The organism is Sulfurimonas sp., from assembly GCF_023228785.1.
In the GTDB taxonomy this organism is placed as follows: Bacteria; Campylobacterota; Campylobacteria; order Campylobacterales; family Sulfurimonadaceae; genus Sulfurimonas.
Genome location: NZ_JALOAN010000024.1, coordinates 18,474 through 32,245, shown reverse-complemented (window position 1 = coordinate 32,245; position 13,772 = coordinate 18,474). Strand labels below are relative to the sequence as shown.

Genomic DNA, 13,772 nt, shown 5'->3' with positions numbered 1-13,772 from the left:
AAGGCCGTAGCCTGCAAAGCTTCTATCCCCAGTTCAAATCTGGGTGGCACCTCCAGTTTTATAATTTAAAAATTTTTTAACTACACAAGTGGATCTTTGGCAGAGTTGGTCGATTGCACCGGTCTTGAAAACCGGCGAGGGTTATACCTCCCAGAGTTCGAATCTCTGAGGGTCCACCACTTACCCCTACAAACCCCTATTTTAGCCACTTTCAAAGAATTTTAAAAACTAGCTGTGATACAAATGAGACACAACTGTGTAACAAATATTACACAAACACAACAAAATATCTCACAAAAAGAAATAATATATATTACTTTATAAAAAGAGTTAAAAAAAAGATATATAGACAAAGCTTAAGAAGTTCTAATCTTGAGTATTGTATGCTTCAAAGAGATAAAATTATGGAGAAACCAATGTTTTGGGAACCACATAAAAAAGGGTTTTTCATAGATAAGACAACTTCAATGAGAACAGATGAAGAAGGTAATATTATCTCAAGTAAAAATAGATATAGAGTCTCCCCCTCACTACCTTCAGAAACAGAAGAAGATGCAATAAAGAAAGAGATTGAGTTAAATTCTATTTCATCACATGAAGTCAATAGTAACATTAACTTAAAGACACCAAATGTATGGAATGAGATCTGGGAAAATTTAGATGATTATCTAAAAGAATTTCTGGATGAGATCCAAAAACAAAGAAGACTGACAGACAACACAATCAAAAATATGAACAGCGGCTTTCAATATTTGAGACTCTTTTGTAAAAAAGACACTATCCCAAATTTAAAATTTTACAAGAATGTACAAAACTCTCTAGAGATGATACCCAGAGACTTTCTAAGAAGTAAGAAATGGGAAAAATTCTCAGTAGAAGACATAGAGAAAAATTTTGACAATTGTGACTACGAGACCATGAATTCTAAAACAATCAACAAGCACATAAATTTTCACAAACAATTTTTTTCATGGCTTGAGTATAATAATGATATATATAAGACAAATATGAACAAGCTAATACCTCTGTTTGAAGAAGATGAAGTTGTAAAAGTTGAGTATTCAGAGGAAGACTTAAAAGCAATTTTTGAATATGACTTAAATTCAGAGTACAGAGATTTTTTTAATATTGCCCTGCACACTGGAATGAGAATGGGAGAAATTTGCTCTTTGAAAAATTCAAACATAAATGAAGATTACATTGAAATTTTTGATGGTAAAACAAAAAATGCAACTAGAATAATTCCACTTCACAAAAACATAAAAGAGATGGTTATCAATAGAGCCAAAAGCAACAATGAATATTTGCTTTTCAATGGCAACAGCAGTGCAGTAAACAAAAAGTTAAACAGATTACTAAATAAAATAATTTTAAATAAAACTAAAAGTTTACACTCATTCAGAAAGAACTTTAGCCAAATGCTGGAGCAGACAGATACCGGGGAAGAAAAATATAAAGACTACTTAATGGGACACTCAATTGCATCAGTAAGGCAGAAGCATTACAATTTAGGGAAAATTAATATAGATAAATTAAGGGAGATTATTAATAGTATATCTCCTTTTTACCATCCTCTAGTCATATCTTCATAAGTTCTAACTTTACCATAGAGAGCGATCTCAGAGAGTTCAAATTCTCTCTGCTCATTCTCTTTAAGAATTCTTTTTTCTTCCTCAGCAGCTAAAAGTCCAGCAAGATGATTCTCCATGAAAACTTTCATATAAAACTTATCAAATGAAGATGAAACAAAGCCAATAAACTTGAGATGTTTTGACTTTATTTCAGCTAACTTAGCAAGTACACCATGCCCAACCTGAGAACAAGCCCCTACTTCAATCTCTAACATTTCATACCAAGACTTATCATAAACAAGAAGCTCCCCACTTTTTGAAATCTTTTTGACAGTCAAGCTCTTTGTCTTGTATGTTTTCTTTATTAAAAACTCTTTTTTATTAAAAGTTTCATAGTGACAAACCTCTTCTCTAGTTCTTGCAACTCTATACTTTTCTTGCTCTATGGGAGTGACATTGTACTCTCTAAGTAAATTATTTTTACTGTCATAAACTTTACTATTTATGCTTACATTTGCCCTGATACACTCATATAAAGACTTATGATTAAGCTTCCAATAATCTTTATTAATCTTGCCACCAATTGTAGTCTCCCCAAAATAATATTTAGTCTTCCTAATAACCCATTTTGGGATAGTTAACCTACTTTGTGAGTAAAGATTTCTAATGCCTAATGCTCTCCTCCAACCATCAAAGACTTCTAACTCTTCTAGAGTCATATTGAAAGCAGATTTTTTCATATATTTGAGGAGATAGGGGATAGAGTAGTTCTCTTCATATTCAGCAATTACTTCTATATCATATAAGCCTAGATTTGGATTTAAGTTAGCCTTATTCTCTAATATCATTTTAAAAGATTCTACATCACTAGGCTTAACAAAATAGACAGCATGACTGTGACCTGCATAACTCCAGTGATACTCTAATGCTCTAATAAACTTAATGTTATAGCCTAGAGTCCTATTTGACTGAACCATCACATCTCTGTGTAACTTTTGAAGCTCAACAATACCATTCTTGAAGCCTGTCTCATAATCAAAGCCAACTTTAGAGAGGTTACTTTTAGTCTTGAATGGATGTAAATGTCTTTCTAATGTAATAGTAAAAAAAACAGGAACTAAACCACTGAGCTTAGCTTCTTGCTCTACTTGATTCCAGAGCATAATTGCTTCTATAGCTTTATCTTTATATTCTTGTTGAAGATTTTCTTTATAAAAGCTTATTTTACCTGATTTTTTGCTTTTGAAGTATTTGATACTTTTACTATTATTGAAGTAAGCTTCTCTACCTCTTTTCTTATGATGAAAATAGTCCCTGAAGGCTTTCCTGCAGTAATTGGGATGCTCATCTCTAGAAAACTGAGGGGGGGGATACATTAGCGGCATTAGTAAAACAAGGGGAGGCTAAAGGAATCTTAAAATCTAAAAACTCTTTGAGCTGTGATTTATACAAGCTTCTTGTATGTGGAAAAACATAGTGATGATATGGATCAGTTATTTCTTGGAGATGTTCTGGTAAATCTAAATGAAAAGTGTGATTTGTGTCTTGTGGGATTTGATCTTGGGCAAAAGAGTTCATAGCTATTATCCTTTTTTTGGATAACAGATCTGACCCTCTTACCCAAATAGACAACAATATCTCAAGCCTAAGTGGGGTCAGAAGTTACTTAAACTTTAAGACATTATTGTCTTCTTTGGATACTAATTATAAGTTGAAAATAATTATTTTTGTATATTACATAAAAAAACTTATATAATGCTGAATTTGAAGAAAAAGTAAAACTATCTTCTCCTAGAGAAAGAACTCTTTTCTTTTTCAGCTTGGGGATTCAATTTATTTTCTAACTCTTTAACTTTATCTTTTAACTCTCTCAACTCTTTACTATGTGCAGTTTCAAGCTCTTCTTTGCTTCTTTTAAGTGTTTTATGTTTACTCTCTAAATCAACATAAGAATCACTAAGACTATCTAATCTTCTAAGATTATTTTGTAATGTTTTGTTTATCGCTACTTTATCATTTGACAAAGTTTCAACTTCACTTTTAAGAGAAAGAGAATTTTCCATGGTCTCGTAAATTTCATCAGACCTTAAATTCACAACTAGATTCTTTGCATATTGCTCTTGAAGTTTTGAAGAGATATCTTTTATAGCTTTTTGATAATCAATACCTGTCCATGCGGCATTTTTTTTCAAAACTTTATCAACATATTTATCAACTATATCACTTGCTCTTTTATTTGCTCTTCTTTGCATTGCTTTATAGGCTGCAAGATTTTTGATATAAGTTTTCTTGCCACCTTTAATAACTTTGTCAACTTTGATATTATATTTATCAGCTATGCCTGATTTTTGTACATAATCATTAAAATCTTTTTGAACTAATGAATAATGTTTACCATATGGCTGCCTACCAAAACTGGCATTTAAGTCAGTAGTGAGACTATCATACTTATCAAAAAAACCATTCACGTGAACATGAGGGCTTGCTTGGTCAAGATGAACAACAGATAAGACAACTTTCATGCTCGGAAAGTTTTTTGAAACATAGTGATTAACAAGCTCGCTCAATTCTTTTGCATAAGTTTTATCCCTCTTGTATAAAGGTAGAGAAGTTATACTGAAAGTTAATTCTGTATAAGCTTTGTGAGCTTCTTTTACAAGATTGCTTGTGTTATCTCTTTCTTCTATCAGCTTCTCAATTCTTGCTTTTGCTTTATCTTTTGACTTTTGCCCCTTAGCCCTCTTCATTCTATATTTAAGTCTACTGATCTCATTTGAGATTACAGTTCTTGTTCTACTATCTTCTTTTTGCTCTCTCTTCTCACTTAAAGATTTTCTATCATTGATGCTCACATGATTGATAAACTCTTGACCTTTAGCCTTGCCACTTGACAAATTTGTTTTTCTATCATTGTGCTGTAGTCTATTCTTGAAAGATCTTTTTAACTTATAACTTTTAATTTCTAAAAATGTGCTGCTCATATGCACTCCTTTAGACATCTAATTATAAGAATGTTTTAACAATTTTGGCAAATTATTATGCACGATGTTTAATGTCACCACAAAAAATTATCTACGATAATATTTTTATGGTGAAATTACATCTATTTTCTCGTTGAGAAAATGGAGCTAAAGCTCTAGAGAATAGAAAGCTATTCTCTTAAAGAGAGTTGAGCTATGCTCTGAATGCAAAGGAGTTTTTAAAAAGAAAAACACACAATGCAAAAATAACTATAGAATAAAAAGCTTCTTAAAATTGCATTTTGTGACTTTTCTCCAAATTGTTACTTTTAAGCTTTCTACCTTTTTTTAAAAAAAAAGTTACCAAAAAAAACTACCACTAAGCTACTTTGAAATATAATATGTGACACAAATGAGACACAACTGTGTAACAAATATTAAGGAAAAAAAATGCTTGAAACCCCACAATTCAGGGGCTTAGAGGTATATTTTGGAGCTTGGGGAAATATCTCTGAGGGTCCACCACTTGTTCTTACTAATCCATATTTTTCTATATCTACAACACTTTTCAAAACAAACTATTTTACGCTCAGTTAACTTTTAACTTGAATTGGCGTTTTAAGATGGAAGAGTTTTAAGTAAAATCAAGAAATTTCATAAAATATTTTATAATGAAATAAATAGGAATTTGAAATTGATGATATACTTCAAAATCAAATAACACCCAAGGAAAACCATCGTAATGGATCTACTCTTTAGTCTAAAAAAACTCATCTCTTTTTGTATTAAGCCTTATGGTTTGGTGCTTATTATTTTAATGCTTGGCTTATATTTTTTATTTACTAAAAAAGAAAAACTCAGTAGATCTCTGATCTCTTTAGGTGTTTTTTTACTCTTTTTATTTGCTTATCCACCTTTTTCTAACATGCTTGTGAGTGCTTTAGAAGATAGATATGTTAAGTATGACTATAGTCATGGTGAGATCAAGTATATTCATGTTTTAGGGAGTGGACATGTGAGCGATGAGACTCAACCGATCTCTTCTTTACTAGGCGACAGCGGAGTAAAAAGAGTTCTTGAGGGAATTTTACTTCATAAAAACATAGAAAACTCAAAGCTTATTTTTACAGGTTATGCTAACAAAGAGGAGTTCTCAAACGCTTCTGTAAATGCAAAACTTGCCATCTCTCTTGGTGTGAAAGAGAAAAACATTATCTTAGGTGAGGAGGCAAAAGACACAAATGAAGAGGCTCATTTTGCTAAAAGTATAACTCAGAGCGAAGCTTTTATATTGGTTACAAGTGCCACTCATATGCAAAGAGCTATATATCTATTTAACAAAGTTGGGCTTCATCCAAAGCCTGCACCTACTGACTTTCACAGAGATAAAAACACAAGTTTTTTTGAACTACCTAGCATATATGCATTTAAAAACTCACAAATGGCCATGCATGAGTACATAGGCATTTTGTGGAGCAAACTAAGATAGATCTTCTAGTTTTTTCTCATACTTCTCATTGATCTCGTCTAGTTTTGTTTGTGATTCTTCTAGCTTCTCAAACATCCCCTCAACAATGGACTCTTCATCTGAGATGAGCTTTGAGAGATCTACTATCTTTGAGTTGTCAGCAATTTGGGAAGCTTCTGCTAACTCTTTATGTAGAAGTTCTAGCTTATCTTCTGTCTTTATAATTTTTTTCTCTAATGTCTCAACTTCTTTTTTTAGCGAAGAAGTTTCTCTATTTCTCTCTCTTGTAAGTTGTGCTTTTAATTTTTTAGTCTCTTTGTAGTTAGTTTTTTTAGCAGTTTTTTTCTTCACTACACCCTCTTCTTCTTCCCAACCAATTTTTTCTAAAAAGTCATCATATCCGCCATCAAAGTACTCAGCTCCACCTTTTGCAAATATAATGAGTCTATCGCAAACTTTTCTTAAAAGCTCTTCAGAATGCGTAACTATAATGCTAGAGCCTTTGAACTTTCGCACCGCTTTTGTTAGTGCTTCGATGCTCTGCATATCGAGATGGTTTGTAGGCTCATCAAGCAGAAGAAGGTTTATCTCCGATGCTAAGATCTGACCTAGCATTACGCGACTTTTTTCTCCACCTGAGAGAAGTGAGATCTTTTTCTTTGCATCGTCATTGCTAAACATCATGCCACCGCAGATGGATCTCACTGTAGATTCGCCTAGTTTTGGGTTTTTCGCATAGATCTCATCCATTACAGTTTTGCTTGGATCTAGGTGCGAGATATTTGTTTGACCAAAGTGAGCTAAAGATGCAGATGGGTTAAAATTAACCTCTCCAGCTAAATGTTTTAACTCTCCTGCTATTGTGTTTAACAGCGTAGATTTTCCTTTTCCATTTTTACCTATAATGCCCAGACACTCACCTTTTGCAAGTGTAAATGAGATGTTTTCAAACAAAATATTATCTTCTGTATAACCAAATTTCAAATCTTTTACATCTAGTAAAATTTTTGCTGGTGTCTCTTTAAAGTTAAAGTTAAACTCTAAAGATTTGTCAAAGTTTAGATCTTCGAGTAGATCCATCTTCTCAAGCTGTTTTACTTTTGACTGAGCTTGAGCCGCAGTAGATGCACGAGCTTTGTTTTTAGCGATAAAAAGCTCTAACTCTTTTACTTTTTTGTCTTGTGAGATCTTCTGCTTTGCATGAAGTTCTTCATCTGCATGGAGTTGCTCGTAAAACTTGTAAGTGCTTCCCTCTATAACATTTAAAGTTCTTCGTATAATGCCCATAGTGTGAGTTGTCACACTATCCATAAAACTTCTATCGTGAGTGATGAGGATGAGTTCTCCATCAAAGTTAGTTAAAAAGTTTTGTAACCATCTCAAAGAGACTATATCAAGGTAGTTGGTTGGCTCATCTAAAAGTAGTAAGTTTGGCTCTGTGACTAAGAGTTTTGCAAGATTTATACGGATCTGATAACCACCAGAAAAAGAGAGTGGATCTGAGTCTAGATCTTGTTCTGAAAAGCCCAAACCAAAGAGGATCTTCTCAACTCTATAAACATCATACTTCATCTCTTCACTAAGAGCAAGTGCAGCTTCTTCTCGCAAAGTCGATTCACTAAAGGTAAGGTGCTGTTTAAGCGTGCCTATTTTATAACCTTTTGGGAGGATTACCTCGCCACTATCGTAACCCTCTTCGCCCATTATTATCTTAAAAAGTGTTGATTTTCCACTACCATTTCGTCCGACTAAACCTACTCTTTGAGATGAGTTTAACTTAAAGTTGAGATCTACAAAAAGCTCTCTTGGCCCATAGTTTTTACATATATTTACAAGTTGTATCATTATTCTTCTTTGCTGTTTCCATAGTGTTTAAATAGATAATCTACGATGATCTTCTCATCTTTTTGTGTAATGGGAGCCTTATATACATCTCTCATTTTTATAACCGACGCTCGCCAAAATTTTCTTGATTGTTTACCCTGATTTAGGATGTAACCATGAGAGTGGCACCACTGACAATTTCTCTGAATGGCTTTAAAATCTTCATCTTGCGCCATAGGAAATGTAATGCTCGGAAGTTTAACATCTTTTTCATAGTCTCCAAACAAAATCGGAGCTAAAAGTAGTAAAATTATTGCTATTTTTTTCATCTTATACTACCTCTAAAGAAATTGTGTCGATGCCGTTATATTTATAACCGCCTCTATTCCACTTTATAGCACTAGCTTTTGGCTGTTCTTCGCCTAAATTATTTATAGCTTTTGCCATAATGGTCAAAACTCCACGGCTCTTAGCCCTAAAAGCAAATTTAAACTCTCTAAATGCAAAGAGTGAAAGTTCATCGCCAAGCTCTGCTTTAGCCCAGTTTTTTCCATCATCAACTGAGATAAGAACTTCTTTTATACCATTACCACTGTCAAACGCTACACCTTTTGCTACGATGTTTGCATCTACTTTTATACTTGAGCCATTTTTTGGGTAAGCTATAACAGACTTGATGTTCATAGTTGTGATGGGCTTTGTTTTTTTAGCTAAGTTGTCTGGCTCTTCACACTCGCACTCATTATCAGCTATGCGGTAAGCTTTGTCCATGTAAAAAAGCTCTTGGTACTCTTTTGTCACACTTATGTTGCTAAGCATCTTAACCCAACTATCTGAGTACATTCCTGGAACTATTAAACGAATTGGATAACCATTTAAAAATGGCAACTCCTCGCCGTTCATCTCATAAGCTATGATAACATTTTCGTTTATTTCACTAAGTGCCAACTCTCTTTTAAAGTTCTCAGTCTTGTGAAAAGCCGCCTTGTCATCGCCATTTAAACCTACCCATCTTGCATCTTTGTCAAGTCCCACGCGATCAAGTACATCTTTTAGTCTTACGCCCTTAAACTTTGCACAACCCATAGCACCATTTCCCCACTGTATACCGCTTGTTGTTGGTACAAATGCAGATCTGGAATTTCCCCCACACTGCATTACAGCTGTGATCTCAACCTGTTCAAACTCACTCTTTAGCTCATCTAATGAGAGATAAGTATGCTTTTTAACAGCTCCATGGATTGAGAGTCTATAAGTATCAATGTACTTGTGAACTGGGATGCGAGGCATATGCCATCTTACAAAAAAAGCATCATTTGGAGTGATTGCATCTTTAAAAAATTCCATAGGAGTCTCTAAAAGAGGAGGTCTATCTGAATAAGTTATGAGTGGTCGCTTTTGTGGAAATGCAACATCTATAACTCTCTGGTTATCAAGTGGCTCACGAGTTGATCCAAATACGTTTGAGCCAAGGACAACCGCACAAGCACTGAGTGAGAGTCGAAAAAAGTCTCTTCTTTGCATCTATTAAGTCCTTTTATAACTTTTTGTTATTCTAACACAAAAGTTAAAGCAAAAATAGTAGACTTGTCAACTTTTTACTAAATCAAACTAAGTTCTACCTTTTGTGTTTTGAAGTCCACCGAAACTACTCTTATGCTTGGCAAATGTTGGTTTATAGAGAGTAGTTCAAATGGGTGTTTTATCCGTTTCTCACTCATCTTCGAGATATGGATCATTCCATCGTTTTTTAGTCCAATGTCAACAAATGCACCAAAGTCTGTAATATTTCGCACAATTCCAGAGATCACACTTCCCTCTTGAAGCATCTCAATGTTAGTCAAGCCCTTTTTAAAAACAATACTAGGAAGCTCCTCTCTTGGATCAAACCCTGGTTTTATTAGCTCTTTTACAATGTCCTTTAAAGTCTCAAAACCTACATTTAACTCGTTCGCTTTTGAGTGAAGATCTAGGTTTTGTAACTCGACCAGATCTAGCTTTTTTGCTACATCGTAACTCTCAGGATGGATCCCAGAGTTATCAAAGATATTTTTACCATCTTTTACACGGACAAATCCAGCAGCTTGTTCATAAGCTTTTTTGCCTAAACCTTTTACTTTTAAAAGCTCACTCTTTGTCTTAAATGCACCATTTGTTTGACGATATTTGACGATATTTTGAGCCACCTTTAAACCGATTCCAGCTATATGAGAGAGTAAAAAAGCCGATGCCGAGTTTAGATCTACTCCAACGCGGTTTACTAGATCTCCTGTCACATCGTCTAGTCTTTTTGAGAGAAGTTTTTGATCCACATCGTGCTGATACTCTCCAATGCCCAGAGATTTCGCATCTATCTTTACAAGAGCTGCCATTGGATCTCGAAGTCTATCAGCAATGGATATCGCACCTCTTATGGTCACATCTAGTTTTGGGTATTCATCTTGAGCTATTTTTGAAGCTGAATAGACGGAAGCACCAGCTTCTGAGACTACAGTGTAGCCTAAAGAGAGTTTTTCCTCTTCTATAAGCTTTGCAAAAAACTCTTGAGTCTCACGAGATCCAGTTCCATTTCCTATGGCTACACTTGTAATAGAGTGCTTTTTTACAAGATCTAAGACTACTCTTTTAGAGCCCTCGTAGTCATTTCTTGGTTGTGTTGGGTAAATAACCGCAGAAGCAAGATAGTTTGAACTCTCATCTATTACTGCTAACTTACATCCGCTCACATAAGCTGGATCTACTCCTAAAATAACTCTTGGGGTAATTGGCGGAGTCATAAGAAGTTGCGTAAGATTTTTCCCAAAAACATTTATGGATGAGAGATCTGCTCTCTCTTTTACAATGCTATGAACTTCTCTCTCTAGCGATGGCAGTAAGAGTCTTTTTAATCCATCTTGATAAGCCTCAAACAAGATCTCACTCGAACTTGAAGCGTGGCTTGGGATCTTAAAGCGTCTTATATTTTGCTCCAATCTCTCTAGATCTGTAACAATCTTTACGCTTAACTCTTTTTCTCTAACCCCGCGCATAATAGCAAGATAACGATATGCTGGGATATAGGCTATCTTCTCAGATTTACCTGCTAAGTTTTTAAAGACTCCATCCTCTTTAAAACTCTTTGTTTTTTTAGTCTCTAAAGTCGCAAACTTTAGCATACTCTCTCGCAAAACACTTCGCTCACGAGGTGATTCAGAGTATCTTTGAGCTAAGATATCTTTAGCTCCATCTATCGCTTCATCTATGCTCTTAACATCGCCTTTTACAAACTTTTTTGCCTCAGTTATAAACTCAGATCTACTTAGTTTTGCACTTTGCAGGGTGTTTGCAAGTGGAGTTAGTCCATTTTTTATAGCAACAGTCGCACGAGTATTTTTAGACTCTTTAAATGGTCTATAAATATCTTCTAAAACCCTTAAGCTATCAGCTTCTTCTATACTTTTTCTAATAACATCACTAAGAGTTGCTCGCTCTTCGATGAGTCTTAAAACCTCAGCTTTACGCTCAAGTAAGTTTTTAGCACCTATATATATTAGCTCAAACTCACGAAGATCTTCATCGCTCGCTCCACCGCTCAACTCTTTACGATATCGTGCAATAAAAGGGATGGTAGATCCCTCATCTAGTAGCTTTAGTATGTTTTTTATATGTTCTTTTTTTAAAGAGGTTTTTTGGCTAAGTATGTCAATGAGATTTTGCATAGGTATCTTTCTTTTTTGTGCAATTATACTCTTATTTTAATGACCACCATTGTGGAGCTCATCGTAACTAGTTCCCACGCTCTGCGTTGGAACTCATATATATCTGAGTTGTAGTATATATGTAAACTCCCACGCAGAGCAAGAGAATAAGAGTATATGAAAACATCTATGCACTCTTTTGAAATCCTTTAAAGAGTTTTTTAATTCTAAGGATCCCAAATTTCAGACCGCTATAGCGCATGATCTTTGCTAAATGCTTCCACTCTTTTTTATCATAACAAGGTTTTGGACATTTTCTACAACTAGGCTTTTCATCGTGTGGACAATTTTGCAGTTTTATATATGAGTAGTAGAGTGTCTCTTGGCATCTATCGCAAAGAGTGTAGTGGATAGACTCATTTAGATCTCTTTGTTTATAACAAAGAGGGATGAAATCTATTTTTTTATCAGCCTTTGTATGCTCATTGTCACAGTAACATTGGATAAACTTTAAGACAGTCTGACTGTCATGGATAAATTTTTCTTCAGTCATCTCTTATGCTTTATTTTATTTGTTCGCTTGATATGTAGTGTACCGAAAATAAAAAATAAAGAACTTGATGTATGCCAATACTTTTTTTTCTTTAAGCTTTGATAAATCTACTCAACTCTTTGAGTTATATCTATGCCCTTCTCTTTTAAAGCATAGCCTATCTCTACAATTCTGTCTTTCCACTTCTGCGACTCCAAAAACCCTTCATATGCATCAAGCTCTTTGTTTGAAACTCTCGCTGCAATATTGTCTATGTTTAAGTATGCCATTTGTAATTCTGATTCTAATTCTTCTACTGTATCGTTCACCAAACAATCCTTTTATTTTTTATAACGACTTTATTTTTTGGAGCATCCACTCCCACTCGCCAAAACCACTATCTGCATTTATATGCCCTGCATTTTTTAAGATCTCCATCTCTATGCCTAGCGTATCTCTAAGTTCTTTAGCTTCTTCAATACTCATATATGGATCATTGTCAGAACAAATCAAGAGAGCATTTTTTGCATGTAGATCTTTAGGAGCTTGGATAGGGAAAAAGTTTTTTAACTCATCTATATTTGAGTTTAAACTTGGAGGTGCAACTAAAAACAGATACTTTACATCTTCTAAGAGTCCACTATTACACATATGAAACCACAAAGTATTTGCAAGAGAGTGGCAGATCACAATATCTGCTCTAAACTCTCGAAGTTCTTTTAGAGTCTCTTTGATCCATATGTCTTTATCAGGTGACTCAAAATTTGGTAGTTTTAAAAAACTTACACAACCATAATCTCTAGCAATCTCAGCTGCTATATAACTTTGCCAATGAGGTGCATCACTTCCTCCCCAACCATGAAGTAGTAAGATTTTTTTCTTCATTTTTTTACCTTTATAAAAGAGATTTAAAACTCTTTAGAGTGTAAAGTCTCAAAGCATCACTCTTTAACGATTTAAGCTCGCTTGAGAAACCATTTTTTGCAAAAAGAACAAAAATATCGGCTTTTATGCCTGCTTCTTGAGCTTTTTCTTGTAGTTTTGTAAGTTCACTTTTTTTAATTTTAGAGTTTGTATATCTACATGAACCAACTATGACTTTTTTAGATCTGCTCTTTGCATAGATATCTATCTCGGTATCTTTATCCCAATAGTTTCCATTCTCAACAATAGCATCATCAACAAATGAAGTTTTTAAAAACTCTTGTGAGAGTTGTTCGAAAATATAACCCTCAAACTCTGATATTCGTTTGTTAAACCTATCTTCTATCTCTTTATAATCGCCCTCTTTTATCCCCTTAAAAATAGGTGATACAAATGCAAACCAAAATCTCATAAATGGCGTGTTAAAGTGAAGTTTATTAGATACATTGTAGTCATTTTTTGACTTTACTCTAGGTTTTTCTTTTGTAATGATGCCTATTTTTAAAAGCTCGTCTATGGCTTTAGTTCCTACTTCGATATTAACATTTGCATGTTTTAGGGCCGAGTGAACTCTTCCATCACCTAGTGCAATTGCACTTAGTATGGAGTGATAAAGAGGAAGTCCTGTAGTAGTTATACTGATGTCGTTTCGTATAAAAGTATAGTCATCTAAAATGAGTTTTTTTACAAGATCAAAGGGCTTTACCGCTAGATCTATCTCGCCCCATTCTACGCCACCAAAGATGCTAAAGAGTTCTATGGCTTTTTGGATGTTATCTATTTTATGTTCGTGGCAAAAAGATTTCAATTGTTCTT

General features: G+C 34.2%; 14 protein-coding genes and 1 tRNA gene. 4 read left to right on the top strand and 11 right to left on the bottom strand.

Features of this window, described 5'->3' with window-relative positions; genetic code table 11:
- Positions 1-90 precede the first annotated feature (90 nt).
- Positions 91-179, top strand: a tRNA-Ser gene (locus tag M0Q24_RS07520).
- Between the two features lie 288 nt (positions 180-467).
- Positions 468-1,592 carry a tyrosine-type recombinase/integrase gene (locus tag M0Q24_RS07515; protein WP_295049108.1) on the top strand — a complete coding sequence of 375 codons (1,125 nt, stop codon included), beginning with the start codon at positions 468-470 and terminating at the stop codon, positions 1,590-1,592.
- On the opposite strand, the gene M0Q24_RS07510 is transcribed toward M0Q24_RS07515, so the two are convergent.
- The 3 genes from M0Q24_RS07510 to M0Q24_RS07500 form a co-directional block, all read right to left on the bottom strand.
- Complete coding sequence (locus M0Q24_RS07510) at positions 1,565-2,734, bottom strand: hypothetical protein (RefSeq protein WP_295049105.1); 1,170 nt, start codon at positions 2,732-2,734, stop codon at positions 1,565-1,567. The genes M0Q24_RS07515 and M0Q24_RS07510 overlap by 28 nt on opposite strands.
- Positions 2,735-2,921: 187 nt before the next feature.
- Complete coding sequence (locus tag M0Q24_RS07505; RefSeq protein ID WP_295049103.1) at positions 2,922-3,149, bottom strand: hypothetical protein; 228 nt, start codon at positions 3,147-3,149, stop codon at positions 2,922-2,924.
- Between the two features lie 203 nt (positions 3,150-3,352).
- Complete coding sequence (locus M0Q24_RS07500; protein WP_295049100.1) at positions 3,353-4,552, bottom strand: plasmid recombination protein; 1,200 nt, start codon at positions 4,550-4,552, stop codon at positions 3,353-3,355.
- Between the two features lie 429 nt (positions 4,553-4,981).
- Between M0Q24_RS07500 and M0Q24_RS07495 the strand changes: the two genes are divergently transcribed.
- Positions 4,982-5,128: a hypothetical protein gene (locus M0Q24_RS07495; RefSeq protein ID WP_295049097.1), complete on the top strand. Its 147-nt coding sequence runs from the start codon at positions 4,982-4,984 to the stop codon at positions 5,126-5,128.
- 145 nt (positions 5,129-5,273) lie between these two features.
- Positions 5,274-6,020: an ElyC/SanA/YdcF family protein gene (locus M0Q24_RS07490; protein WP_295049094.1), complete on the top strand. Its 747-nt coding sequence runs from the start codon at positions 5,274-5,276 to the stop codon at positions 6,018-6,020.
- Here M0Q24_RS07490 and M0Q24_RS07485 read toward each other — a convergent pair.
- The 8 genes from M0Q24_RS07485 to M0Q24_RS07450 form a co-directional block, all read right to left on the bottom strand.
- Complete coding sequence (locus M0Q24_RS07485; protein ID WP_295049091.1) at positions 6,012-7,844, bottom strand: ABC-F family ATP-binding cassette domain-containing protein; 1,833 nt, start codon at positions 7,842-7,844, stop codon at positions 6,012-6,014. The two genes, M0Q24_RS07490 and M0Q24_RS07485, sit on opposite strands and share 9 nt — an antisense overlap.
- Positions 7,844-8,152 (bottom strand): sulfite:cytochrome C oxidoreductase subunit B, encoded by a 309-nt coding sequence (locus M0Q24_RS07480; RefSeq protein WP_295049088.1) that lies wholly within the window; start codon positions 8,150-8,152, stop codon positions 7,844-7,846. The genes M0Q24_RS07485 and M0Q24_RS07480 overlap by 1 nt, the downstream gene beginning before the upstream one ends.
- A 1-nt stretch (position 8,153) precedes the next feature.
- Positions 8,154-9,347 (bottom strand): molybdopterin-dependent oxidoreductase, encoded by a 1,194-nt coding sequence (locus tag M0Q24_RS07475; RefSeq protein WP_295049085.1) that lies wholly within the window; start codon positions 9,345-9,347, stop codon positions 8,154-8,156.
- 77 nt (positions 9,348-9,424) lie between these two features.
- Positions 9,425-11,521, bottom strand: a complete 2,097-nt coding sequence (locus M0Q24_RS07470; protein ID WP_295049082.1) for a Tex-like N-terminal domain-containing protein — start codon at positions 11,519-11,521, stop codon at positions 9,425-9,427.
- A 166-nt stretch (positions 11,522-11,687) separates the two neighbouring features.
- On the bottom strand, positions 11,688-12,053 hold the full coding sequence (locus tag M0Q24_RS07465) for a nitrous oxide-stimulated promoter family protein (RefSeq protein ID WP_295049079.1): 366 nt from the start codon (positions 12,051-12,053) through the stop codon (positions 11,688-11,690).
- A 107-nt stretch (positions 12,054-12,160) separates the two neighbouring features.
- Positions 12,161-12,361: a hypothetical protein gene (locus tag M0Q24_RS07460; RefSeq protein ID WP_295049076.1), complete on the bottom strand. Its 201-nt coding sequence runs from the start codon at positions 12,359-12,361 to the stop codon at positions 12,161-12,163.
- Positions 12,362-12,380: 19 nt separating this feature from the next.
- Positions 12,381-12,917, bottom strand: coding sequence for an alpha/beta hydrolase (locus M0Q24_RS07455; RefSeq protein ID WP_295049073.1), 537 nt, complete (start codon positions 12,915-12,917; stop codon positions 12,381-12,383).
- A 10-nt stretch (positions 12,918-12,927) separates the two neighbouring features.
- On the bottom strand, positions 12,928-13,764 hold the full coding sequence (locus tag M0Q24_RS07450; RefSeq protein WP_295049070.1) for a DUF234 domain-containing protein: 837 nt from the start codon (positions 13,762-13,764) through the stop codon (positions 12,928-12,930).
- Positions 13,765-13,772: the final 8 nt, after the last annotated feature.

Bases quoted from the DNA above. Each gene is read 5' to 3' on its own strand.
- M0Q24_RS07515 (WP_295049108.1), top strand. From the start codon at position 468: ATGAGAACAGATGAAGAAGGTAATATTATCTCAAGTAAAAATAGATAT.
- M0Q24_RS07510 (WP_295049105.1), bottom strand. From the start codon at position 2,734: ATGCTCTGGAATCAAGTAGAGCAAGAAGCTAAGCTCAGTGGTTTAGTT.
- M0Q24_RS07505 (WP_295049103.1), bottom strand. From the start codon at position 3,149: ATGAACTCTTTTGCCCAAGATCAAATCCCACAAGACACAAATCACACT.
- M0Q24_RS07500 (WP_295049100.1), bottom strand. From the start codon at position 4,552: ATGAGCAGCACATTTTTAGAAATTAAAAGTTATAAGTTAAAAAGATCT.
- M0Q24_RS07495 (WP_295049097.1), top strand. From the start codon at position 4,982: ATGCTTGAAACCCCACAATTCAGGGGCTTAGAGGTATATTTTGGAGCT.
- M0Q24_RS07490 (WP_295049094.1), top strand. From the start codon at position 5,274: ATGGATCTACTCTTTAGTCTAAAAAAACTCATCTCTTTTTGTATTAAG.
- M0Q24_RS07485 (WP_295049091.1), bottom strand. From the start codon at position 7,844: ATGATACAACTTGTAAATATATGTAAAAACTATGGGCCAAGAGAGCTT.
- M0Q24_RS07480 (WP_295049088.1), bottom strand. From the start codon at position 8,152: ATGAAAAAAATAGCAATAATTTTACTACTTTTAGCTCCGATTTTGTTT.
- M0Q24_RS07475 (WP_295049085.1), bottom strand. From the start codon at position 9,347: ATGCAAAGAAGAGACTTTTTTCGACTCTCACTCAGTGCTTGTGCGGTT.
- M0Q24_RS07470 (WP_295049082.1), bottom strand. From the start codon at position 11,521: ATGCAAAATCTCATTGACATACTTAGCCAAAAAACCTCTTTAAAAAAA.
- M0Q24_RS07465 (WP_295049079.1), bottom strand. From the start codon at position 12,053: ATGACTGAAGAAAAATTTATCCATGACAGTCAGACTGTCTTAAAGTTT.
- M0Q24_RS07455 (WP_295049073.1), bottom strand. From the start codon at position 12,917: ATGAAGAAAAAAATCTTACTACTTCATGGTTGGGGAGGAAGTGATGCA.